At 64.8% G+C, this 21,953-nt stretch carries 15 protein-coding genes; 7 read left to right on the top strand and 8 right to left on the bottom strand.

Going from position 1 to position 21,953, the window contains the following annotated elements; translation table 11 throughout:
• The first annotated feature begins 9 nt into the window (after nt 1-9).
• On the top strand, nt 10-726 hold the full coding sequence (gene pdeM, locus ACWGS9_RS01405) for a ligase-associated DNA damage response endonuclease PdeM (protein WP_454503543.1): 717 nt from the start codon (nt 10-12) through the stop codon (nt 724-726).
• Between the two features lie 3 nt (nt 727-729).
• Here the strand turns inward: pdeM and ACWGS9_RS01400 are convergent, their stop codons facing one another.
• From ACWGS9_RS01400 to ACWGS9_RS01385, 4 genes are read right to left on the bottom strand one after another with little or no spacing between them, the layout of a single operon-like run.
• The gene (locus tag ACWGS9_RS01400) at nt 730-1,668 is read right to left on the bottom strand and encodes a dimethyl sulfoxide reductase anchor subunit family protein (RefSeq protein ID WP_454503542.1); all 939 of its coding nucleotides are present in this window, start codon (nt 1,666-1,668) and stop codon (nt 730-732) included.
• A 5-nt stretch (nt 1,669-1,673) separates the two neighbouring features.
• Nucleotides 1,674-2,408: a 4Fe-4S dicluster domain-containing protein gene (locus tag ACWGS9_RS01395; RefSeq protein ID WP_454503541.1), complete on the bottom strand. Its 735-nt coding sequence runs from the start codon at nt 2,406-2,408 to the stop codon at nt 1,674-1,676.
• Nucleotides 2,405-5,335 carry a molybdopterin oxidoreductase family protein gene (locus tag ACWGS9_RS01390; RefSeq protein ID WP_454503540.1) on the bottom strand — a complete coding sequence of 977 codons (2,931 nt, stop codon included), beginning with the start codon at nt 5,333-5,335 and terminating at the stop codon, nt 2,405-2,407. Before ACWGS9_RS01390 ends, ACWGS9_RS01395 begins: the two co-directional genes overlap by 4 nt.
• Nucleotides 5,332-5,490, bottom strand: a complete 159-nt coding sequence (locus ACWGS9_RS01385) for a hypothetical protein (RefSeq protein ID WP_320214313.1) — start codon at nt 5,488-5,490, stop codon at nt 5,332-5,334. Before ACWGS9_RS01385 ends, ACWGS9_RS01390 begins: the two co-directional genes overlap by 4 nt.
• Nucleotides 5,491-5,614: 124 nt before the next feature.
• Between ACWGS9_RS01385 and ACWGS9_RS01380 the strand changes: the two genes are divergently transcribed.
• Nucleotides 5,615-6,502: a LysR substrate-binding domain-containing protein gene (locus tag ACWGS9_RS01380; RefSeq protein WP_454503539.1), complete on the top strand. Its 888-nt coding sequence runs from the start codon at nt 5,615-5,617 to the stop codon at nt 6,500-6,502.
• Nucleotides 6,503-6,843: 341 nt separating this feature from the next.
• Here ACWGS9_RS01380 and ACWGS9_RS01375 read toward each other — a convergent pair whose 3' ends face one another.
• The 4 genes from ACWGS9_RS01375 to ACWGS9_RS01360 form a co-directional block, all read right to left on the bottom strand.
• Nucleotides 6,844-8,100: an Hsp70 family protein gene (locus ACWGS9_RS01375; RefSeq protein WP_454503538.1), complete on the bottom strand. Its 1,257-nt coding sequence runs from the start codon at nt 8,098-8,100 to the stop codon at nt 6,844-6,846.
• Between the two features lie 197 nt (nt 8,101-8,297).
• Nucleotides 8,298-9,089, bottom strand: coding sequence for a TIGR02186 family protein (locus ACWGS9_RS01370; RefSeq protein WP_454503537.1), 792 nt, complete (start codon nt 9,087-9,089; stop codon nt 8,298-8,300).
• Complete coding sequence (locus tag ACWGS9_RS01365) at nt 9,089-10,012, bottom strand: sulfite exporter TauE/SafE family protein (RefSeq protein ID WP_140629510.1); 924 nt, start codon at nt 10,010-10,012, stop codon at nt 9,089-9,091. Before ACWGS9_RS01365 ends, ACWGS9_RS01370 begins: the two co-directional genes overlap by 1 nt.
• Before the next feature lie 191 nt (nt 10,013-10,203).
• Nucleotides 10,204-14,301, bottom strand: coding sequence for a peptidoglycan-binding protein (locus ACWGS9_RS01360; protein ID WP_454503536.1), 4,098 nt, complete (start codon nt 14,299-14,301; stop codon nt 10,204-10,206).
• Between the two features lie 451 nt (nt 14,302-14,752).
• Between ACWGS9_RS01360 and ACWGS9_RS01355 the strand changes: the two genes are divergently transcribed.
• The 5 genes from ACWGS9_RS01355 to ACWGS9_RS01335 all read left to right on the top strand — a co-directional run bounded on the left by ACWGS9_RS01355 (nt 14,753) and on the right by ACWGS9_RS01335 (nt 21,946).
• Entirely contained in the window at nt 14,753-15,217 is a 465-nt protein-coding gene (locus ACWGS9_RS01355; protein ID WP_320214328.1) for a MerR family transcriptional regulator, read from the top strand.
• A gap of 232 nt (nt 15,218-15,449) precedes the next feature.
• On the top strand, nt 15,450-17,246 hold the full coding sequence (locus tag ACWGS9_RS01350; RefSeq protein ID WP_454503535.1) for an acyl-CoA dehydrogenase: 1,797 nt from the start codon (nt 15,450-15,452) through the stop codon (nt 17,244-17,246).
• Nucleotides 17,247-17,297: 51 nt separating this feature from the next.
• Complete coding sequence (locus ACWGS9_RS01345; RefSeq protein ID WP_454503534.1) at nt 17,298-18,470, top strand: acyl-CoA dehydrogenase family protein; 1,173 nt, start codon at nt 17,298-17,300, stop codon at nt 18,468-18,470.
• A gap of 33 nt (nt 18,471-18,503) precedes the next feature.
• Nucleotides 18,504-19,712, top strand: a complete 1,209-nt coding sequence (locus ACWGS9_RS01340) for an acetyl-CoA C-acetyltransferase (protein ID WP_454503533.1) — start codon at nt 18,504-18,506, stop codon at nt 19,710-19,712.
• Between the two features lie 14 nt (nt 19,713-19,726).
• Nucleotides 19,727-21,946, top strand: coding sequence for a 3-hydroxyacyl-CoA dehydrogenase NAD-binding domain-containing protein (locus ACWGS9_RS01335; protein WP_454503532.1), 2,220 nt, complete (start codon nt 19,727-19,729; stop codon nt 21,944-21,946).
• Nucleotides 21,947-21,953 lie beyond the last annotated feature (7 nt).

Genomic DNA, 21,953 nt, shown 5'->3' with positions numbered 1-21,953 from the left:
GGAGAGGGGATGAATTTTTCGCTGTCGCGCGCAACGCTGATCGCCGAGGCCGACCTTGTCGGCATCGCCGGCGAGCGCGCGGTCTGCGACCGTCGTGGCGTGCTCTATTTCCCCGATCTTCGCTTGCTCACGGTTTCCGATCTGCATCTCGAAAAAGGTTCGTCCTTCGCCAGGCGCGGTGCGCTGATCCCGCCTTACGACACTGGCGCGACGTTGCTCCGGCTGCAGGCGGTGATCGCCGACTACCAGCCGCGGATCGTCGTCAGCCTCGGCGATTCCTTCCACGACGGCGGCGGCGCCGAACGCATGCATGAGAGCTTCCGTGAGCGCTTGGAAGCCATGATGGCCGGACGCGACTGGTTCTGGGTCGCCGGCAACCATGATCCGGATGCCCCAGCCGACCTGCCCGGCGAGACGGTCAAGGAACTCGCCATCGGCTCGCTGCTCTTCCGGCACGAGCCGTCGAAATTGCGTGTCGAAGGTGAGATCGCCGGTCATCTCCACCCTTGCGCGCGCATCGTCCAGCGTGGCCGCTCGGTCAGGCGGCGCTGCTTCGCCGGCGATGGCGGCCGCATGATCATGCCGGCCTTCGGCGCCTATACCGGCTCGCTCAACGTGCTCGACCGTGCCTATGCCGGCCTGTTCCGCCTGGAAACGCTTGTGGCCTATGTGCTCGGCGCCGAGCGCATCTTCGCCATTTCAGGCTCGATGCTGCGGCCGGGCTGAGACCTACTGCCTGCCGTAATAGAGCGTGACCGTGTGCTTGGCTTCGGCGAAGAACAGCCAGCGCTCGACCAGCATGCCGGCCAGTTGCGCGACGGCTGCAAGCACGGATGCGATCGCGCCCAAAGGCCATGGCAGGAAGAACACTATGGCCAACAGGACAGCGGGCGTTACGAAAGCCAGAGCCTGCGCGATCAGCCGCAGCTTTGCGCTGTGCTTGCGCGCGATGCGGAATCCCATCTCCTTGAGCAGATAGTTCTCTTCCGTATGCGGCCATTCGATCGACCGCACCGTGCCGCCGGCGAGGCCTGTCGCCGTGTTGGCAGTGGTCGCGATTTCCAGCCGGTCGTTGTGCCGCCAGGTCGCAAGCTTCCAGCCCCAGCCGGCGAGCGTGGCAAGTATCGCGCCGATCAGCACCGCCGCCGAACCCATCGCGAAACCCTGGAGAAGGACATTCAACAGCACACCGCCCGTCATCGCCGCGAAGATAAGATAAGCCGGCAAAGTATAGCGGCTATGCCACTGCGCGATCGGCTTGAGCGACGCATAGATCATCCCGGTCGTGCAGACGGTTATAGCCGCGCCTGTCGCCGTCAGCAGGCCGGCGACCGCCACCCAGCCGCCGCTCTTGCCGAGAAACACCCAGCCGATGCCGAACAGCCCGGCCGGAATGAAGGTCGCCACCGAAGCCACGCCTTCGCGCGACAGCCACGAACTGCGCCATTGCGAGAAGGCGCGCCAAGCGCGCTCGGGCCGGCCGAGATGGCCGGTGGAGGACAAGAGCCCGGCCGCGATCAGGCCGAGCGCGAGCGCCATGCCGACAAGGCCAAGCCAGAAATCGGCGGGGATCGATCCAAGCCCGCCAAGCAGGCCGAGCAGCGCCAGCAGGCCGTAGCCGGCCCCGGTAGCGGTGGTGAAGAAGACGACCGAGAAAGCGGGATGCATGATCGCTAGTTCGAAAACATGCGGTCGATCCAGCCGAGGAAACCGCCCTCGGCCCGGATCGGCTCCAGCGCTGGCGCGTCCACCTTCGCCGCGCGCTCGCTGCGGGCACGCGGTGGCAGGTATCTGTTGGTCGGCTTGTAGCCAAGCTCCGGCATCAGCGCGACGCCGCCACGCTCCTCGACAAGCTGTGAGATGGCCGAGGCCGGATCGCCGAGGTCGCCGAAATGCCGGGCGCTGGTCGGGCAGGCGGCGACGCAAGCCGGCACGCGATCCTCCGCGGCCAGATTGTCGTTGTAGATGCGGTCGACGCAGAGCGTGCATTTCTTCATCACGCCGACATCGGTGTCGAACTCGCGCGCGCCATAGGGACAAGCCCAGCTGCACAATTTGCAGCCGATGCATTTATCCTCGTCGACCAGCACAATGCCGTCCGCGGCGCGTTTGTAGGAGGCGCCGGTCGGGCAGACGGTGACGCAGGCAGGCGTCTCGCAATGCAGGCAGGAGCGCGGGAAGTTCACCGTGCGGCCGCCGAATTCCGTCGTGTGCTCATAGCTGTGCACCCGATTGAACCAGACGCCGTCGACATGTCCGCCATACGGGTCGATGTCGGTCAGCGGCGCCATGTGTCCGCCCGTGTTCCACTCCTTGCAGGCGGTTACGCAGGCCTGGCACCCGACGCAGGTGTCGAGGTCGATGACGAGGCCGAGCTTTTTCTCGGTTTGGGCGGGAAGGCAGGTCATTCGGCGGCTTCCCTCTTCATGCGAAACGCGGCGCCGAAGCGAAGAACGTCCGGTGACGCTTCCATATGTGGCGGCTGACGGAAGCGCTCGAATTGCGGCTCGGTGAAGCCGGCTTCCTGCGGCGCGCATTTGACGATGCGCACGCGCACGTCGAACCATGCCGCCTGTCCCGTGACGGGATCCGAATTCGAATAGCGCTTGCCGTTGGCATCGGCCGACGTCTGGTCGCCGATGATGTGGTTGAGCAGGAAGCCGCGGTTGGACTCCGCCGCATCGTCCTTCAGCCCCCAGCTGCCGCGCCGCTTGCCGATAGCGTTCCAGGTCCAGACCGTATCCGGGTTCACGCCGTCGATCAGCTTGATCTGGCCCTTCACCCGGCCATTGATGCTCTCGATCCACACCCAGTCGTCATCGTCTAGGCCAAGCCCGGCGGCCGTCTGGTGATGGACGAAGAGCCGGTTCTGGCTGGTGATCTGCCTCAGCCACGCATTTTGCGAGCCCCAGGAATGGTACATGTGCATCGGCCGCTGCGTCAGCGCATGCAGCGGATATTTTTCAAGATCGACGGTCTCCTCCTCGAAGGGCGCATACCAGAACGGCAGCGGGTCCATATAGGCTTCGATGCGGCCGCGCTCAGCTTCCGGCGGCTGGACCTTGCCTTGGCCACGCGCGGCGAGCCTGAAGCGCTGCATGGGCTCGCAGTAGAGTTGAAAGACGATAGGCTCGGCCTTCGGGATAAAGCCCATCTCGACCGCGAAATCGAGATAGGAGCGGTTGCCCATCTTGTAATAGCGCTGGTCGTCGGAAAAATCGTGGTGCCAGAAGCCGCCATTGTCGATGTAGCGCTGCAACTGGTTGGGGTTGACGTCGCCCTTGCCGATCGCGTCGCCATTCTTGCCGCGCCAGCCGGCGAGCGGACCGATGCCGGGCGTGCGCTGATGGTTGACGATGTAATCGGCATAGTCGCGATATCTCGCCGAGCCGTCCTCGTCGACGAAGCCGGGCAGGCCGAGCCGCGCGCCGAGCTCGATCAGCACCGACTGGAACGGCCGCACATCGCGGTCCGGCTGCACCACCGGATGGCGGATGGCGTCGCCCGGACCGTCGGCATGGCTGATCGGCCGGTCCAGCAGGCTGATGCAGTCATGCCGCTCGAGATAGGTGGTGTCGGGCAGCACCAGATCGGCGAAAGCCACCGTCTCGGAATAATAGGCGTCGGAATAGATGATGAAGGGGATCTTGTGGGCGCCCGCCTCGTCCTTGTCGGTCAGCATCCGAATCGTCTCGACGGTGTTCATCGACGAGTTCCAGGCCATGTTCGACATGTACATCATCAGCGTGTCGATCGGATAAGGATCGCCGGCCCAGGCGTTGCGGATGACGCTATGCATCAGCCCGTGCGCGGCCAAAGGCGCCTCCCATGAATAGGCCTTGTCTATCCGGGTAGGCCGGCCGGCCTCGTCGACCAGAAGATCGTCCGGGCCGCAGACGAAGCCGAGCGGCATGCCGTCGAGCGGCGTCATCGGCCGAACGTTTTTGCCGCATGGCTTGGGACCAGGGGGCGCGCAACGGGGATAGGGCGGCTTGAAGCGGAAGCCGCCTGGAACGTCCACCGTGCCCAGCAGCACTTGTAAGAGATGGATGGCGCGGCAGGTATGAAAGCCGTTGGAATGGGCCGAGATGCCGCGCATGGCATGCATCGAGACAGGCCGGCCCTTGATCGTCTCGTGCCGGCGGCCCGCCCAGTCGGTCCAGGCGACCGGCAGTTCGATGGTCTGTTCGAACGCGACATGCGCCAGTTCGGCCGCAATGCGCCTGATCGTCTCGGCGGCAACACCGCAGCGCTCCGCCACGGCGTCCGGCGAGTAGGTCTCGCCGAGATAGCGCTCGGCCATGAGCTGAAACACCGGCACGCAGCGCTGTCCGCCGACGTCATAGCTGCCGGTCAGCGCCGGCTTTGCTTCAGGGTCGGCTGCATTGACCGGCCGCTTCGCCACCCTGTCCCAGGCAAGCGGATTGCCGTCGGCGTCGCGAACGAACAGCCCGTCATCGGCGGCCCCCGGCTCCTGCACGACCAGCACCGGCGCGTTGGTGTAGCGCAGCAAATAGTCGAGATCGACGCGGCCGGCCTTGAGCAATTCATGGACGAGCGCCAGCACGAACAGGCCGTCGGTGCCGGGGCGGATGCCGATCCAGTCGTCGGCGATCGCATTGTAGCCGGTGCGGCAGGGGTTGATCGAAACCACCTTGGCGCCACGCGCCTTGAGCTTGCCGAGGCCGATCTTGATCGGGTTGGAATCATGGTCCTCGGCAACGCCGAACAGCATGAAGTATCTGGTGTTGTCCCAGTCGGGCTCGCCGAACTCCCAGAACGAGCCGCCGATCGTGTAGAGCCCGCCCGCCGCCATGTTGACCGAGCAGAAGCCGCCATGCGCGGCGAAATTGGGTGTACCGAACTTCGACGCCCACCAGCCGGTCAGCGATTGCGACTGGTCGCGTCCGGTGAAGAAGGCGAGTTTCCTCGGGTCGGTGCGGCGGATCGCCGACAGCCTTTCGGCGGCGATGGTCAGCGCTTCGTCCCACTCGATCTCGCGGAATTCGCCCGAGCCGCGCGGTCCGCTGCGCAGCAACGGCTTCCTCAGCCGGGCCGGGCTGTAATGCTGCATGATGCCTGAACTGCCCTTGCCGCAGATCACGCCGCGGTTCACCGGATGGTCCTTGTTGCCGTTGATGTAGCGGACCTTGCCGTCTTTGATATGGACATCGATGCCGCAGCGGCATGCGCACATGTAGCAGGTGGTCTTGGCGATGCGGTCGGAGACGTTTGGCGAGGTCTCGACGCCGTCGCCTTCATTCGGCGCTCGGCTGTCGGCCAGAGGCCGCTGCGAGGGGGCGGAATTGGCGCCGCGCGGCGCGGCTTTGCTCATGATTCGCGAACGCTCTTGCCGTTCGCCATCTTGGCCTTTGTCTTAGGTCCCGGGCCGCGCATGTAGTGGAGCTCGGGATGATAGCGCTCGCCGGCGAGCTGCCGCTTCAGCCGGCGGCTCCAATGCGCGAATAGGGATTTGAAGCGCCCTGCCATTTCCAACTCTTGGCGTAAGACGGCCAATTTTTTCCATCTTCCGGCAAAAACTTAGAACAAAGCAATTGATCCGTCTAACAAGCAGCTCTTGTAATTCCGATCGATTTTGCTTCTTAGTTAGCCCATGACCCTCGACCAGTTGCGCATATTCGTCGCCGTCGCCGAGCACGGCCACATGACCAAGGCCGCCGAGCGGCTCGGCATCTCGCAGTCGGCGGCATCGGCCGCCATCCGCGCGCTCGAAAGCCAGCACGGCGTGCGCCTGTTCAACCGGGTCGGCCGCAACATCGAATTGGCCCAGACAGGCCACCGCTTCCTGCCGGAGGCGAAGGCGGTCCTGGATCGCGCCGCGGCTGCCCGCGGCGTGCTGGAGGATGTCTCGCAGACCGTCGCCGGCAGCCTGTCGATCGCGGCCAGCCAGACCATCGCCAGCTACTGGCTGCCGCGTCGCCTGGCGTCCTTCCATGAGGCCTATCCTGCAGTGAAGCTGAGCGTGACGATCGGCAACACGAGGCAGGTCGAGACCAATGTGCTGGACGGCCGCGCCGATTTCGGGCTGGTCGAGGGCCGCACCGAGTCCGACATCCTGCGCCGCGCCACGGTCGATGAGGACCATCCGATGCTGGTGGTGGCCCGTTCGCATCCTGAGATTCCGATGACGCGAGCGGGAAACCTCGACATCAGGGCATTGCGCTGGATCATCAGGGAAGGCGGATCGGGCACGCGCGAGGCGCTGGAGGATTTCGCGCACAGTCAGGGCGTCCCGCCGGCGGAGCTGCAGATTTTCCTCGTTCTGCCCAGCAACGAGGCAGTGCGTCAGGCGGTTGAGGCCGGCGCGGGGGCTACGATCATCTCGGAACTCGTTGTCGCGCGCTCGCTGGCGGAGGGCAGCCTCAGGGCCGTGCCGGTCGAATTGCTGAAGCGCGACTTCGCCATGATCACGCACCGCGACCGCCAGGCGAGCCTCGCCCAGATGGCGCTGAAGGCGCATCTTAGCGGGAAGCTCGGCTGATCTCAGGGCGCGGCCGGATTGCGTCGTTGGATTGCAGATCCATCGCGAACGTTCGCGATTGGCCGAAGATTGCGAACTTCGTCATCCACGGGCGGAGCGACGCGAAGCGGAGCGCAGACCCGAGGATCCATGCCGTTACCTTGGCCGAGGAGCTCAACGGAGCAGAATTCTGCACCCTAGCAGCGCTCTGAAGTCACGGCATGGATCCTCGGGTCTGCGCCGCGTCGCTTCGCTCCCTGCTCCGCCCGTGGATGACGACGTCACGGGCGTTTCGTCCAACCTCCGGGCATGCCATCGCTACCTGATGGACAACCCCCGCGGCTACCTTGCATCAGAAACGCTCACGCGTATTTGCGCTGCGCGTCGAGCGCCAGGCCGAGGCCGACCGAGCCGAACATGTCGCCTTCGATGACGGAGGCCTGCGGCACCAGCGAAAGGATCTGCCGCTTCGCCAGTGGGATGGCGGTTGAACCGCCGGTGAGGAACACGGCGGTGATGGCCGAGGCGGCAACGCCGGCGTCGGCAATCGTCTGTTGGACTGTAGCGGCCACGCGTTCGATGTCGCCGCGGATCGTCTCCTCAAGGCCGGCACGCGTGATCTCGGCCGCGAAGCGCGCGCCCGGCAGCGACACCTTCACTTCGGCCGAAGGCTGGTCGGTCAGCGCGATCTTCGCCCTTTCGACCAGTCCTGCCAGCGCATGGCCGTAGCGATGCTCGACGACATGGACGAAGCGGTCGACGAGGTCGGCCCGCTCGGCTTCGTAGCGGATCTGTCGCAGGTCGTTCATCGCCTTGGCGGTGTAGACGAGGTTGATGCGCTGCCAGGTCGCGAGGTCGATGAAATAGGCCGCCGGCAGGTTGCGCTTGTGGTCCTTGGTCCGCGTCAGATAGCCGAGCTCGGGCATGACATGGCCGATGCTGAGCAGCCGGTCGAAGTCGGTGCCGCCGATATGGATGCCGCGATTGGCAAGGATATCGGCCTTGCGATCGGTCGAGCGGGCGCGCTCCGGCGAGACCCGCACGATCGAAAAGTCGGAGGTGCCGCCACCCATGTCGACGATCAGCGCCAGCTCCTCACGGGCGACCTTCTGCTCGTAGTCGAGCGCCGCCGCGATTGGCTCGAACTGGAAGGCGATATGTTTGAAGCCTTGCGCATGGGCGGCCTTTTCAAGCTCGCCTTGTGCCTTCGCATCGGCAGCCGTGTCGTCGTCAACGAACTGCACGGGCCGGCCAAGCACGACGCTTTCGACCGGACCGCCTGCGTCTTCTTCCAGCCTCTTCTTGAGATGGTCGATGAACAGGCCGATGATGTCGATGAAGCCGATCTGGCGCGCCTTGATGCGCGTCTTCTCGTCGGCAAGCGAGCTGCCGAGAACGCTCTTCAGCGAGCGCATCAGACGGCCTTCGATGCTATCGGTGTAGTCGCTGATCGCGCGGCGGCCGAAATAGGTGAAGCCGTCCTCGAAGTTGAAGAACACGGCGCTTGGCAAGGTGGGCTGCTCGCCTTCCAGCGCCACCAGTCGCGCCCGGCCGTTGCGGATCACGCCCACCGTGGAATTGGACGTGCCGAAATCGATGCCGCCGAATGCCGATTGCATCGCAGCCTCCTGTCGTTTGCCTTGTGGCAGGATTGCCAATGACGCGAAGCGCGCCGTCATCCGGATGGCCGGACCGCTCTGCCGAATTGATCGTGCGTGCTTACCTTGGGCTGGGAGGCGGCGGTTTATCGCATGATCGCTTGAAGGGAAACCCCTTTTCACGGAAAAATGGGTCGCCCCATTTTTCCCGGGAAACGTCAATCTTTGCGGAAGATGAGCCGGCCCAGCCAGCCGGTCAGCATGGCGAGCGATATGGCGAAAACGCCATAGAGGAAGGAATAGTCATGCGCGACGCGGAAGACCGACTGCTCGAAACCGGACTTGCGGATTTCGAGCTGGGCCGAGCTCTCCTTGATGAACAGGCCGCTCTTGAACAGGAACGCGCGCGCCTTGTGCGTGCCGACTGGAACATTGGGCGCCAGGCGCACAGTGGCGCGAAACAGGTTCTGCGACAGGAACTGCACCCCGCCGACATTCTCGCTGTAGAGGCCCGTCGCCGCCTTGCGGTCGCGAAGCGCCGCGGTGAATTCCTCGATGGTGGCCGGGCTGTCGGTCTCGTCGGCGGGCTTCATGTAGAGGTTCTGCGCGCCGAGCGAGAGCTGCTTGTATTTGGCAGGCTCAGTGATGTCCTGCAGCGGCCGCGTGGTTGCGACGGAATAAGAGACCGGCACATTCTCGAACGTCTCCGACTCCAGGTTGATCCAGACGCCGAGCACCCGGTCCTTGCGCCGGACCACGACAGGCCGTGGCGGCCCTTCGAGCACCACGATCACGTCGTAGCGCCCCTGGCGCGCGACCAGCGGGTCGGGATTTTCCAACGACCCGAAGATCGTCAGGTCGGCGCCGGAGAAACCCGCCGTGATCGAAATGGCGTCGGTCGACAGGCCGATCTGGATGCTTTCGGCGGGCGGCGTCTGCGCGGTCGCCGGGGAAAGGGCAAAGAGCATCGACAACGAGACGGCGGCTGCAAATGCTCTCAATCCCGCCATCAGTTGAGGCCCGCGGCGGTAAGCGAATAGAGATTGGGCGGCGTCACGAAGAGATCGACGGCAAGGCGGATGGCAACGGCCAGCACCAGCATCGCCAAGAGCGCGCGCAACTGTTCGCCGCGCAGCCTCTGGCCGGCCTTGGCGCCATATTGCGCGCCGGCGACGCCGCCGGCCATCAGCAGGAAGGCCAGGATCACGTCGACCGTCTGGTTGGTCGTGGCGTGCACCAGCGTCGTGTAGGCCGAGGTGAAGATGATCTGGAACAGCGAAGTGCCGATAACGACATTGGTCGGCACCTTGAGCAGGTAGATCAGCGCCGGCACCATGATGAAGCCGCCGCCGACACCCATGATCGACGACAGGAAGCCGATCCCGGCTCCGAGCCCAAGCACCGGGATGACGCTGACGAACAGCTTCGAGGCGCGGAAGCGCATCTTGAACGGCAGCCGGTGGATCCAGTTGTGCTGTCCGGATTTCTTCAGCACGGGCGCCGCGCCGCTGCGGCTGGCGCGCAGCGCATTGACGCTTTCGACCAGCATCAGCCCGCCGACGGTGCCGAGCAGCACGACGTAGAGCAGCGAGATGAACAGGTCCAATTGGCCAAGGCGGCGCAAGAGCGCAAAGACGAAGATGCCGGCCGTCGAGCCGACGATGCCGCCGGCCAGCAGCACGCCACCCAGCTTGAAGTCGAGCGTGCCGCGCTTGAAGTGCGAGAGCGCGCCGGAGAAAGAGGAGGCGATGACCTGGTTGGCGCCGGTGGCGACCGCGATCGCCGGCGGGATGTTGTAGAAGATCAAAAGCGGCGTGATCAGGAAGCCGCCGCCGACCCCGAACATGCCCGACAGGAAGCCCACCGCCGCGCCCATTGCCAGCAGCACGAAGACGTTGACGGAAATTTCCGCGATCGGGAGATAGATGCCCACCCGTCTGTCTCGATCAGTTTGTCTGTCGGCGCATAGTGCCGTCCCCGGACAATAAAGCACGAAAAGCCAATTTTTTCTTGCACCGACGCGGCGGCAGGGCCAAACCCTGCCGCCGCGTCGAAACAAAAACCATCTCAATCAGTTAACAGGCAAATGTGTGGCAAGGCGTCGCGTATGCGACGCGTCTGCCGTTATTTGTGCGCCAGCAGCGCCTTGACGAGCGGTGCGTCGATCTCCCCGGTAGGCTTCATCTGATTGTCGGTCTGGAAGGCCATGATGGCGTTCTTGGTTTTGCCGCCCATCACGCCGTCGGCGCCGCCGGCATCGTAGCCGTTCTTGCTGAGGATCAGCTGGATGTTCTTCACCGCCTTCTTCATGTCGATGCCGGCGGTGGTCTGTGGCGTCGAGTCCTGCCAGGACTCCGGAACGTCGGCCGAGTTGGCGGCCGGGTTGAGCGGCTTGGCCTTCCACAGCTCCGTGGCGGCACGCGCCCGCTCGAGCTGCTCGGGCCGCAGCGCATTGGCGATCTCGTCGCGCTTGGCGGCGGCGTCCTTGTCGCCGGTCTTGGCGACCAGCGCGAACCATTTGTAGGATTCTTCCAGGTTCTGCTTCATGCCGACGCCCTTGGCGGCCAGGATGCCGAGGTTGAACTGGCTGTCCTTGACGCCGAGATCCGCGGCTTCCTGGAACCAGTGCGTCGCCGATTCATTGTCGGTCACCCCGTCCGCGGCCATGGCGAACAGCACGGCCAGATTGTGCATCGCGCTGGCGTTGCCCTGTTCGGCGGCGAGCTGGTAGTAGGTCTTGGCCTTCTTGATGTCGCGCGCGACGCCGATGCCTTTTTCGTAGAAATTGCCGATGCGGTATTCGGCCGGCGCGAAGCCCAGCTCAGCCGACTGCTCATACCATTTGGCGGCTGCCTTCATGTCTTCCTTCACGCCGCGCGTTTCCGCGTAGCGCGAGCCGATCTCGAACAGCGCCTTGGCGTCGCCGCCGGCGGCTGCGTCGCGCAGCGCCACCGGGCCGATTTCTGAAGGAATGTCGAATTTGGCCGCGGCCGGCTGGCTCCCGGCCGGCGGCACGGCGCCTGTCGTGTCGGCGGTGGTGGCCGCCGGTACGCCGGCTACTGCGCCGTCGGCCGCCGGACTGGTCGTCGCCGGTTCCTTGGCCATCGGCCGCGTGTCGCCATCCGTGTCCGTCGCGGTGGCGGCCGCGGCGGCAGGTTCGGCCGGCGTCGCCGAAGCCATCGGCGCAGGTTCGGCAGGCATCGCAAGCGCCAAAGGCGCCGGTGCCGGCTCGGCGGGCATGGCGGCGGCATTTTCAGGACTTGAGGGGATAGAAGCGGCCGGTGCCGTGTCCTGGACGGGCTCGGCCTGCCTGACGGGGCGGGCCGGGGCGCTTTCGGCCTGTGCGGTCCCCGTGTCGACTTTCGGCGTGTCGGCCTTCGGCGCGGCGGTAGCATTTAGCGAAGCCGTATCGACCGTCTGCGCGGAGACGATCGGGGCGGGCTGGTTGTTGGCCACTGCGACGGGATCGGAGAAGAAGGCCTTGCCCAGTTGCAGGCCGGCCAGCGCCATCATGATCGCGGCCGCCGCCATCAGGATCGGCTTGCGCCGCGCCTTGAGCAGGTCGCCGATCCTCAGCGCCTTCACCGGGCCGGTCATGGTCGATTGCCGCTTCAGCGTGTCGGCTTCCGCGGCGGCCGCCTGGGCCGCGCGGCGGGCCGCGGCGATGAAATCGGACTTCGCGGCATCGCTCTCGTTGCGCCTGACCGGCTGGCCGCCGCGTTCGTCGCGCACGCGCTTCATGATGGCGTTGAGGTCCGGCGCGCCGGAACCGGGTTCCAATGGCCGGTTGGCGGCCTTGGGGTCGAGTGGTTCGTCAATGTCGACGCTTGGCACGTCGCCGACCGGTGCCGAGCCGGCAAGCGGCTGCGTATCCGCATCCCTCTTGCCCTTGAAGGCGCGCGCCAGGCCGCCGAACATCGATCTCTTGCGGCCGGCCGTCTCGCTCTTGTCGCCGACCACATCCGGTCCGAGCGCAGCCATGGCCGCTGCTGCCGCAGCCTGCGCAGGCGTGCGCGGCGCATCTGGCTCTTCGCGCATGATCGCCGCGGCGCGGCCTTCAAGACTGGCCATGTCTCCCGTAAGAGGCAGTGGCTGGTCGATATCCATCGAAGGCGCGTCCTGCACCGCGATCTTGCCGCCGCGGCCGCCGCGCTTGCCGGCCGGTTGCGGATCGACCAGTTCGCTCACCGCTTCGCTGGTTTCATCCGTTTCCAGCGAGCCGAGCCGATCGACGATCTTCAGCAGCGTGTCGTGGATCGCCTCGAATGTCCGCGAGTTGCGCTCGTCCGAGCGGCGGGTCAGCGCTTCGAGCGTCTTCAAGTCCTGGGCAAGGCCGGCAACGGCGATCGCATTGGTCTGGGCGGTGCTGGAAGTCGACTCGGCGAGCGATTTGACGGCGCCCTCGGCCGCCTCGCGCGCCACGCTCAGGATGGAATCGCGTGTGCCGGCCAGCGACTTCTCGATCTCGTTGAGACGCGGGCCGATGTCTTCGAATTCGGGCAGCGGCGTGCCGGGCTTGGAAAGATGCGCCGACAGACCGGCGACCTGGGCTTCCAGGCTGCGGATCAGGGCCGGATCGATGCCCGCGACCTGCTGCGCCGACGATTCCAGCCGGCTGGAAATATCCTCGAGCCGGCTTTCCAGTCCGCGGATCGCCATGTCGCTGGCGGGATCCGGCGCGCGTGTCTCGATGCGCTGGGCAAGCGCGGTAAAGCGGGCGTCGATCGCTTCCATGATGCCGGCGCTGTCGTCCTGGCGCATGCGCTGGTCGAGCCTGTCGGCGACCTCGTCCAGCCGACGCTCGAGATCACGGAACAGGAGATTGCCTTGTTCCATCGCATCGCCCTGGCGACGCTCAAGCAGCATGGACAGAGCGTCGAAGCGCTGCTCCAGGCCCTGGAAGATATGATCGGCGTCGGGCATGGCCGGCGCGCTGTCCATCTTGTCGGTGATCAGCGCGATTTGCTTGCCCAGCCGCTCCATGGCCTGCTCGGGCAGGTCGGCGCGGCCGGCCAGCTGGTCCACGCGGCTGGAGAGAAGGCTGAGGCGGTCGAGGACCTCCGCTCCCGGCCGCGACTGCGCGACCTCTTCGATCTGCACCGCCAGGGAGGCCATGCGCTTCTCGATCCGGCCGAAGGTTTCAGGATCGAAGGCGTTGGCCTGCGCGGCCACGGTCGAGGCGACGATGGCGCGCGAAATCTCATCCAGCCGCTCGTCGATCATGGCGAGCGTTTCGCCGCCGCGCACGGTCTGCTGGCCGGCGAAACGGTCGACCGCGCCGGCAAGCGTGCGCACCTTTTCCTCCAGCGAGCGTAGCGAAAGCGATTCCGGCAGGCTGTTGACGGCGCTGCTGATCTGCTCGAGCCGGTCGGTCAGCACCGAAAGGCCCGGACCTTCGGCGCGTTTGCGCTGATCGGCGTCGACGCGGTCCTCGAAGGCGCTCCAGCGGCGATCGAAATCGTCCCAGCGGCGGTCCACCTTCTGAACGCTTTCCTCGCGGGCCAGCGTGTCGAGCGCGCCCTTCACCTGCTCCAGTTCCAGCCGCAGCAGGTTGACGCTGCGGTCGTCGCTCTTTTCGGCGAGCGTCTGGATGGCGCCCGAAAGCCGTTCGAATTCGAGGCCGAGCTCGGCGCTGCTCTTGTCCGGCAGGCCGTTGGCGCCGCGCTGGCTGTTGGCCTGCATGGCACGGTCGATGTCCTGGCGAAACGCTTCGAATTCGCGCTGCAGGCCGACGGTCATCTGGTGGCGCAGTTCCTCGCGCAGCCCGCGCAGCTCGACGGCGATCTTGCCGACCATGGCGACGCTGTCTTCCTGGCCGCGCACCTGATCGATGTCGCGCGCGATCGCCTGATAGCTCTGGCCGAAGGCAGGTGCGGCGGGCGCCGGATTTTGCGGAGCGCGATATTGCGGCCGCGGATTCTGCGGGCCTGGAGCCTGTGAGCCAGGGGTCTGCGGCGCCGGACTTTGCGGCGCCCGGTCCAGAGGCCTTTGCGCGGAATAGGGATCTTCGTACCAGCGCGGCTGGCCATAAGGCTGGGCGCTGGGATAACGCGGCTCGACGGGCGGCCGCCGCAAGTCGGGGCGATCGGGCATGTCGGCGCGCGTGCGGTCCAGCCGCTGCTCCAGCGTTTCGAGCGAGCGGTTCAGTTCTTCGAGCGAGGCGTGCGACCGGCGTTGCCTGCCGGCGTTGAGTGTATCGAGATAGGACCGCTTGCTGTTCATCGATGCGCCCGTGTTCAGAATGGCCGGCCAAAGACCGGCTTCCCAGTAGCCTGCCGGGAACGAAGCGAGCCGAGCGGTTTTGCTGCGGAGGAAGACGAGCTTCCCGGGTTTTCACCCGCGCTTCGAAAAACCGTGAAAAATTCGCTACAGGATAAACACGGGTGACCGACATGCGCACATTTCGCCCAACGTGGTAAACAAGGCGTTAACCAAGCTTAAGAGCCGCGCATAAATCATGGGCCGCCTGCCGGGTGCGGCATAAAGGTCCGTTTTGACAACGCCCTTGCGTCACCTCGCGGCTGTCGGTATAGAATTGACGTAAACGTAAAAGGTGCGAAGCCGTGCCTCTTGCGATTGACTTGTTGCAACCACGATTGGAAGCACGCCCCCGCTTCCATTCAGGCGACGCTTGGTCCGCGACCGCGACGCCGCCAGGGGAAAGCCAGTGACCATGAAACTTGTTTCGCCCGGCGAAGCCGCGGCTAATACCAATGACATTCCAGCTGAAGCAGGCGAGGAATTCGTCCGCATCGGCGAGATGGCCAAGAAATACGGCGTGACCCTGCGCACGCTGCGTTTCTATGAAGACAAGGGCCTTCTCAACCCGCATCGCGACGGCTCGACCCGTCTCTATACGCGCCGCGACAAGGCTCGGCTGAAGCTGATCCTGCTCGGCCGCAAGGTCGGGTTCTCGCTGCGCGACGTCAAGCAGATGATGGATCTCTACGATCCGACCGGCACCAACACCAAGCAGTTGCGGCTGGCGCTCGACAAGTCGGAGAAGCAGCTCGCCCGCCTGCAGAAGCAGCGCGCGCTGATCGACGACGCCATCAACGAGTTGAGCACGTCGATGACGGCGGTGCGCCAGATGCTCGTCGAACGCACTGCGGCGCCGCAGGCCAGCGCCGCCGGCTGAACGCTCGCGTTCAACAGCGACGATCCCGGAAACGGAGAGCCGCGCGGCTATAGCCGCGCGGCTTTTTTGTCGCCACAATGCCTGACCGCTCACAAAATTTTTTGGCTGCGACGAAGTTGACGTTTACGCAAACGTCAATATTTGCTATCCGGGCATCGACATTGGCCCGGCCTCCTGTCCAGGACGAGGACAAGGCAACTTGCCGGCCGGGACTATAAGGGTGGAGGAAGGCATGACGATCTACAGGGCGCCGATCCAGGACACGCTGTTCGTGCTCAACGACGTGCTGGGCTATCAGCGCTATTCCAATCTTCCGGGTTTCTCCGACGCGACGCCCGATGTGGTCGAGGCGATCCTTGCCGAGGGCGCCAAGCTTGCCGAGAACGTCATGCATCCGCTGAACCGTGTCGGCGACATGGAAGGCTGCGTGCGCCATGACGATGGCTCGGTGACGACGCCCAAGGGCTTCAAGGACGCTTACGACCAGTATCGCGAAGGCGGCTGGATGGGGCTTGCCGCGCCTGCCGAGTTCGGTGGCCAGGGCCTGCCTTACGCCGTCCACACCGCCGTCTCCGAATACATGATCTCCGCCAACATGGCGCTGATGATGTATCCCGGCCTGACGCAGGGCGCGATCGCGGCCATTGTCACCCACGGTACGGACGAGCAGAAGGCAACCTGGCTGCCGAGGCTGATCGAGGGCATCTGGACCGGCACCATGAACCTGACCGAGCCGCATTGCGGCACCGACCTCGGCCTGCTGCGCACCAAGGCCGTCCCCAACGGCGACGGCACTTACAAGATTTCCGGCCAGAAGATCTTCATCTCGGCCGGCGAGCACGACATGTCGGACAACATCGTCCATCTGGTGCTGGCCCGCGCCGAGGGCGCGCCGGAAGGCGTCAAGGGCATCTCGCTGTTCATCGTGCCGAAGTTCAAGCTCGATGCCGCGGGCAATCCCGGCCAGCGCAACACACTCTCCTGCGGCTCGATCGAGGAGAAGATGGGCATTCACGGCAACTCGACCTGCGTCATGAACTATGACGAGGCCGAGGGCATGCTGCTCGGCGAATTGAACGGCGGCCTGAAGGCCATGTTCACGATGATGAACGAGGCCCGCCTCGGCGTCGGCCTGCAGGGGCTTTCGGTCTCCGAGATCGCCTATCAGAATGCCGTTTCCTACGCCAAGCACCGGCTCCAGGGCCGCTCGCTCTCGGGCGCCAAGGCGCCGGACAAGAAGGCTGACCCGATCATCGTCCATCCCGACATCCGTCGCTCGCTGATGACCATGAGGGCCTTCAACGAGGCCGGCCGTGCGCTGGCGTTGTGGACGGCGATCAAGTCGGACGTCGCGCATCGCTCTGGCGACGACAGGGACCGCGAGGCGGCCGACGACTACACCGGCCTGATGACGCCGGTCGTCAAGGGCGTGCTCACCGACAAGGGTTTCGATCACGCCGTGATGGCGCAGCAGGTGTTCGGCGGCCACGGCTATATCGAAGAGCACGGCATGAGCCAGTTCGTACGCGATGCCCGCATCGCCATGATCTATGAAGGCGCCAACGGCATCCAGGCGCTCGACCTCGTCGGCCGCAAGCTGGCGCAGAATGGCGGCCGAGCCGTCCAGGCCTTCTTCAAGGAGGTTGGCGAGTTCTGCGAGGAAAACCGCGCCGACGAGAAGATGGCGTCCTTCACCAAGGCGCTGAAGAAGGGGCTCAACGACCTGCAGGCGGCTACCATGTGGCTGATGCAGAACGCGATGGCCAAGCCCGACAATGCGGGTGCGGCCTCGACCGACTACATGCACCTCTTCGGCCTGGTGGCGCTGGGATATATGTGGGCGCAGATGGCGAAATCCGCTGAGGCGAAGCTCGCGGAAGGCGCCAATGGCGCTTCGGCGTTCTACGACACCAAGCTCACGACGGCGCGCTTCTTCATGGAGCGCATCATGCCTGAAACGGCGACGCGTCTCGCCCGCATTTCCAGTGGCGCGGACACGCTGATGGCGCTGCCGGCGGAAGCGTTCTAGTTTGGCGGGCCGGCACCGCCGGCCCACAATTGTCGGAACGCGGAGGAAATCGTGGCGACAAACCCAGCCGAAATTCTTGGTCTTCCGAAGCCCGCCTGGGCGGCGGACGAGGTCGGCATGCTCTACGACATGGCGTCCCGCTTCATGGCGGAAGAGATTGCGCCGCGCTACGACGAATTCGAGAAGAACGAGATGTTCGATCGCGAGAGCTGGCTGAAGGCGGGTGCTGCCGGCCTGCTCTGCGCCTCGATGCCGGAAAAATACGGCGGCTCGGGCGGCAGCTTCGCGCATGAGAGCGCCATCATCGAGGCGATCGGCCATGTTGGCGTCGACGGCTTCGGCATCGGCCTGCACAATTCGATCGTAGCACCCTACATCCTGCATTACGGCTCCGAGGAGCAGAAGCAGAAATGGCTGCCGAAGCTTGCGACCGGCGAGCTGATCGGCGCCATCGCCATGACCGAGCCCGGCGCCGGCTCCGATCTGCAGGGCGTGAAGACCCGCGCCGAGAGGGACGGCAACCATTACAAGATCAGTGGCTCGAAAACCTTCATCACCAATGGCCAGCTCGCCAATCTGATCATCGTCGTCACCAAGACCGATCCGGACAAGGGCGCCAAGGGCACCTCGCTGATCGTCGTCGAAACCGACGAGGCCGAGGGCTTCGAGCGCGGCCGCAATCTCGACAAGATCGGTTTGAAGTCGAACGACACCTCCGAATTGTTCTTCAACGACGTGCGTGTGCCGACCTCCAACCTGCTCGGCCACGAGGAGGGCAACGGCTTCGTCCAGCTGATGCAGCAACTGCCGCAGGAGCGGCTGCAGATCGGCACCGGGGCGATCGCCATGATCGAGCGGGCGCTGGCGCTCACCATCGACTACGTGAAGGAACGCAAGGCCTTCGGCAAGGCGGTCATCGATTTCCAGAACACCCAGTTCAAGCTTGCCGAATTGAAGACCGAGGCCACGATCGGCCGCGTTTTCTACAATGACTGCGTCGCCCGCCACATCGATGGCGGCCTCGACCCGGTCACCGCCTCGATGGCCAAATACTGGCTGTCCGACCTGCAGGGCAAAGTCGTCGACGAATGCCTTCAATTGCATGGCGGCTATGGCTACATGAATGAATATCCGATCGCCCGCATGTACCGCGACGCCCGCGTCCAGCGCATCTACGGCGGCACCAACGAAATCATGAAATTGCTGATCGGGCGCTCTCTCTGAGCGCGGCGACCGGCAAAGCCAAGGAGCACGAAAATGACTGAGGCTTACGTCTATGACGCCGTGCGCACGCCGCGCGGCAAGGGCAAGAAGGATGGCTCGCTGCACGAGGTGCCGGCGGTACGGCTCGCCGCCAGGACGCTCGAGGCATTGCGCGACCGCAACGGGCTCGACACCGGCAATGTCGACGACATCATCTTCGGATGCGTCGACCCGGTCGGTGAGGCGGGCTCCGTCATTCCGCGTGCCGCGGCGTTCGAGGCCGGCTACGACACCAAGGCCCCTGGCATGCAGATCTCGCGCTTCTGCGCCTCGGGTCTCGACGCCATCAATTTCGGCGCCGCCAAGATCGCCCAAGGGGCGGACGAGATCGTCATCGCCGGTGGCGTCGAATCGATGTCGCGCGTCGGCATGGGCATGTCCGGCGGTTCCTGGTTCATGGACCCGTCCGTCGGCCTGCCCGGCTGGTTCGTGCCGCAGGGCATTTCGGCCGACCTGATCGCCACCAAATACGGCTTCAGCCGCGACGACGTCGATGCCTATGCCGTCGAGAGCCAGAAGCGCGCCGCAAAATCCTGGGCTGATGGCCGCTTCAAGAAGTCGGTGATCCCGATCAAGGATCAGAACGGCCTCACCATCCTCGACCATGACGAGCATATGCGGCCTTCGACCGACATGCAGTCGCTGGCCTCGCTCAACCCGTCCTTCGTCATGCCTGGCGAAATGGGCGGCTTCGACGCGGTCGCCGTCCAGAAGCATCCGGAAGTCGAGGAGGTCAACCACGTCCACCACGCCGGCAACTCGTCCGGCATCGTCGATGGCGCCGCCGCCGTGCTGCTCGGCTCCAAGAAGGCCGGCAAGGCGATGGGCCTGAAGCCGCGCGCGCGCATCCGCGCCTTCGCCAATATCGGCTCCGAGCCGGTGCTGATGCTGACCGGTCCGGTCGACGTCACCGAGAAGCTCCTGAAGCGCGCCAAGATGAAGCTGTCAGACATCGACCTGTTCGAGCTCAACGAGGCTTTCGCTTCCGTCGTGCTGCGCTACATGCAGGCCTTCGAGATCCCGCACGACCAGATCAACGTCAATGGCGGGGCGATCGCCATGGGGCACCCGCTCGGCGCCACCGGCGCCATGATCCTGGGCACGGTGCTTGACGAGCTGGAGCGCCGGGATCTCAACACCGCGCTGGTCACGCTCTGCATCGGCGCCGGCATGGGCACCGCAACCATCATCGAACGCGTCTGACGGGGAGAGAAGAAATGAGCTACACCAATTTTACCCTCGATATCGACGCCGACGGCATTGCGCTGGTCACCTGGAACATGCCGGACCGCTCGATGAACGTGTTCACCGAGGAGGTGATGCGCGAGTTGAACGCCATCGTCGATCACGTGGCCGGCGATGCCGGCATCAAGGGCGCGGTCATCACCTCCGGCAAGGACTCTTTCTCCGGCGGCGCCGACATCGCCATGCTGCAGAAGATGCTGGCGACTTTCGCCGTCGACAAGGAGAAGGACCTCGAAAAGGCGACCAAGGCGCTGTTCGACAATGCCGGCTACATGACCGGCCTGTTCCGCAAGATCGAGACTTGCGGCAAGCCGTTTGTGTCGGCGATCAACGGCACCTGCATGGGCGGCGCCTTCGAGATGTCGCTCGCCTGCCACGGCCGCGTCGCCGCCGATTCCGACAAGGTCAGGATGGCGCTGCCCGAAGTGAAGATCGGCATCTTCCCCGGCGCGGGCGGCACCCAGCGCGTGCCGCGGCTGACCGACCAGCAGCAGGCGCTGCAGATGCTGACCACAGGCCAGAACCTTTCGCCGCAGAAGGCGAAGTCGATGGGCCTGATCCACGAGATCGCCGAGCCTTCGAAACTCGTCGAGACCGCCAAGGCGATGATCAGGAACGGCCTGAAGCCGGTGGCGCCCTGGGACGAGAAGGGTTTCAAGCTGCCGGGCGGGCCGATCTATTCGGCGGCAGGCGCCAATCTCTGGCCGCCGGCCATCGCCATCCTGCGCCGCGAAACCTACGGCAACTATCCGGCCGCGGCCGCGATCCTGAAATGCGTCTATGAAGGCCTGCTGGTGCCCTTCGATACGGCGCTCAGGATCGAGCAGCGCTATTTCACCGAGATCATGCAGTCGAAGGAAGCGGCGGCGATGATCCGCTCGCTGTTCCTGTCGCTGCAGGAGCTGAACAAGGGCGCGCGCCGGCCGGCCGGCGTGCCGGACACCAAGTTCAAGAAGATCGGCATCCTCGGCGCCGGCTTCATGGGCGCCGGCATCGCCTATGTGACTGCACGGGCCGGCATTCCGGTGGTGCTGCTCGACCGTGATCTGCCGTCGGCCGAGAAGGGCAAGGCGCATTCCGACAGCCTGATGGCCGATCAGGTCAAGAAGGGCCGCGCCAAACCGGAAGACAAGGACAAGCTTCTGTCGCTGATCACGCCGACGGCGGACTATGCCGACCTTGCCGGCTGCGATCTCGTCGTCGAGGCGGTTTTCGAGGATTCAGGCGTCAAGAAGGAGGCCACCGAGAAGGCGGAGGCGGTGCTGAAGTCGTCGGCGATCTTCGCTTCCAACACCTCGACTATTCCCATCACCGCACTGGCAAAGAACTCGGCGCGGCCGAAGAACTTCATCGGCATCCACTTCTTCTCGCCGGTCGACAAGATGATGCTGGTGGAGATCATCCTCGGCAAGAAGACGGGCGACAAGGCTTTGGCCGTCGCGTTCGACTTCGTGCGCGCCATCAAGAAGACGCCGATCGTCGTCAACGACACGCGCGGCTTCTACGTCAACCGCTGCGTGCTGCGCTACATGTCGGAAGCCTACAAGATGCTGATCGAAGGCGTCCCGGCGGCAATGATCGAGAACGCCGCCAAGGCTGCCGGCATGCCGGTCGGCCCGCTGGCGCTGACCGACGAGACCGCCGTCGACCTTGCCCAGAAGATCATGAAGCAGACCATCAGGGATCTCGGCGAGAAGGCTGTCGACCCCAGGCAGATGGCGCTGATCAACACCATGGTCGACACACATCGCCGCTTCGGCCGCAAGAACGGCAAGGGTTTCTACGACTATCCGGCGAAGCCGGCGAAAAAGAAGCTGTGGCCAGGCCTGAAGGATCTCTATCCGCAGATGAAGCCAGAGGAGGTCGACTATGAGGAGCTGAAGCAGCGCCTGCTGGTCACCATCGCGCTGGAAGCGGCGCGCGTGATGGAGGAAGGCATCGTCACCGATCCGCGCGAAGCCGATGTCGGCTCGATCCTCGCCTTCGGCTTCGCGCCTTTCACCGGCGGCGCGCTGTCCTATATCGACGGCATTGGCGCCAAGCGTTTCGTCAAGATCGCCAAGGGCCTGCAGAAGAAGTATGGCGCCGAGTTCAAGGCGCCGAAGCTTCTGCTCGACATGGCGGAGAAGGGCGAGACCTTCTACCAGCGCTTCGACCCCTACCAGAAGGGCGAGGTCAAGCAGGCGGCCTAAGCCCTTT

The organism is Mesorhizobium sp. Arg314, from assembly GCF_053714275.1.
Note: the sequence above shows the minus strand (reverse complement) of the source record. Positions and strands in the feature narration are given on the sequence as shown.

Coding starts and splice junctions, on each gene's coding strand:
- pdeM (WP_454503543.1), top strand. CDS start 10: ATGAATTTTTCGCTGTCGCGCGCAACGCTGATCGCCGAGGCCGACCTT.
- ACWGS9_RS01400 (WP_454503542.1), bottom strand. CDS start 1,668: ATGCATCCCGCTTTCTCGGTCGTCTTCTTCACCACCGCTACCGGGGCC.
- ACWGS9_RS01395 (WP_454503541.1), bottom strand. CDS start 2,408: ATGACCTGCCTTCCCGCCCAAACCGAGAAAAAGCTCGGCCTCGTCATC.
- ACWGS9_RS01390 (WP_454503540.1), bottom strand. CDS start 5,335: ATGAGCAAAGCCGCGCCGCGCGGCGCCAATTCCGCCCCCTCGCAGCGG.
- ACWGS9_RS01385 (WP_320214313.1), bottom strand. CDS start 5,490: ATGGCAGGGCGCTTCAAATCCCTATTCGCGCATTGGAGCCGCCGGCTG.
- ACWGS9_RS01380 (WP_454503539.1), top strand. CDS start 5,615: ATGACCCTCGACCAGTTGCGCATATTCGTCGCCGTCGCCGAGCACGGC.
- ACWGS9_RS01375 (WP_454503538.1), bottom strand. CDS start 8,100: ATGCAATCGGCATTCGGCGGCATCGATTTCGGCACGTCCAATTCCACG.
- ACWGS9_RS01370 (WP_454503537.1), bottom strand. CDS start 9,089: ATGGCGGGATTGAGAGCATTTGCAGCCGCCGTCTCGTTGTCGATGCTC.
- ACWGS9_RS01360 (WP_454503536.1), bottom strand. CDS start 14,301: ATGAACAGCAAGCGGTCCTATCTCGATACACTCAACGCCGGCAGGCAA.
- ACWGS9_RS01355 (WP_320214328.1), top strand. CDS start 14,753: ATGAAACTTGTTTCGCCCGGCGAAGCCGCGGCTAATACCAATGACATT.
- ACWGS9_RS01350 (WP_454503535.1), top strand. CDS start 15,450: ATGACGATCTACAGGGCGCCGATCCAGGACACGCTGTTCGTGCTCAAC.
- ACWGS9_RS01340 (WP_454503533.1), top strand. CDS start 18,504: ATGACTGAGGCTTACGTCTATGACGCCGTGCGCACGCCGCGCGGCAAG.
- ACWGS9_RS01335 (WP_454503532.1), top strand. CDS start 19,727: ATGAGCTACACCAATTTTACCCTCGATATCGACGCCGACGGCATTGCG.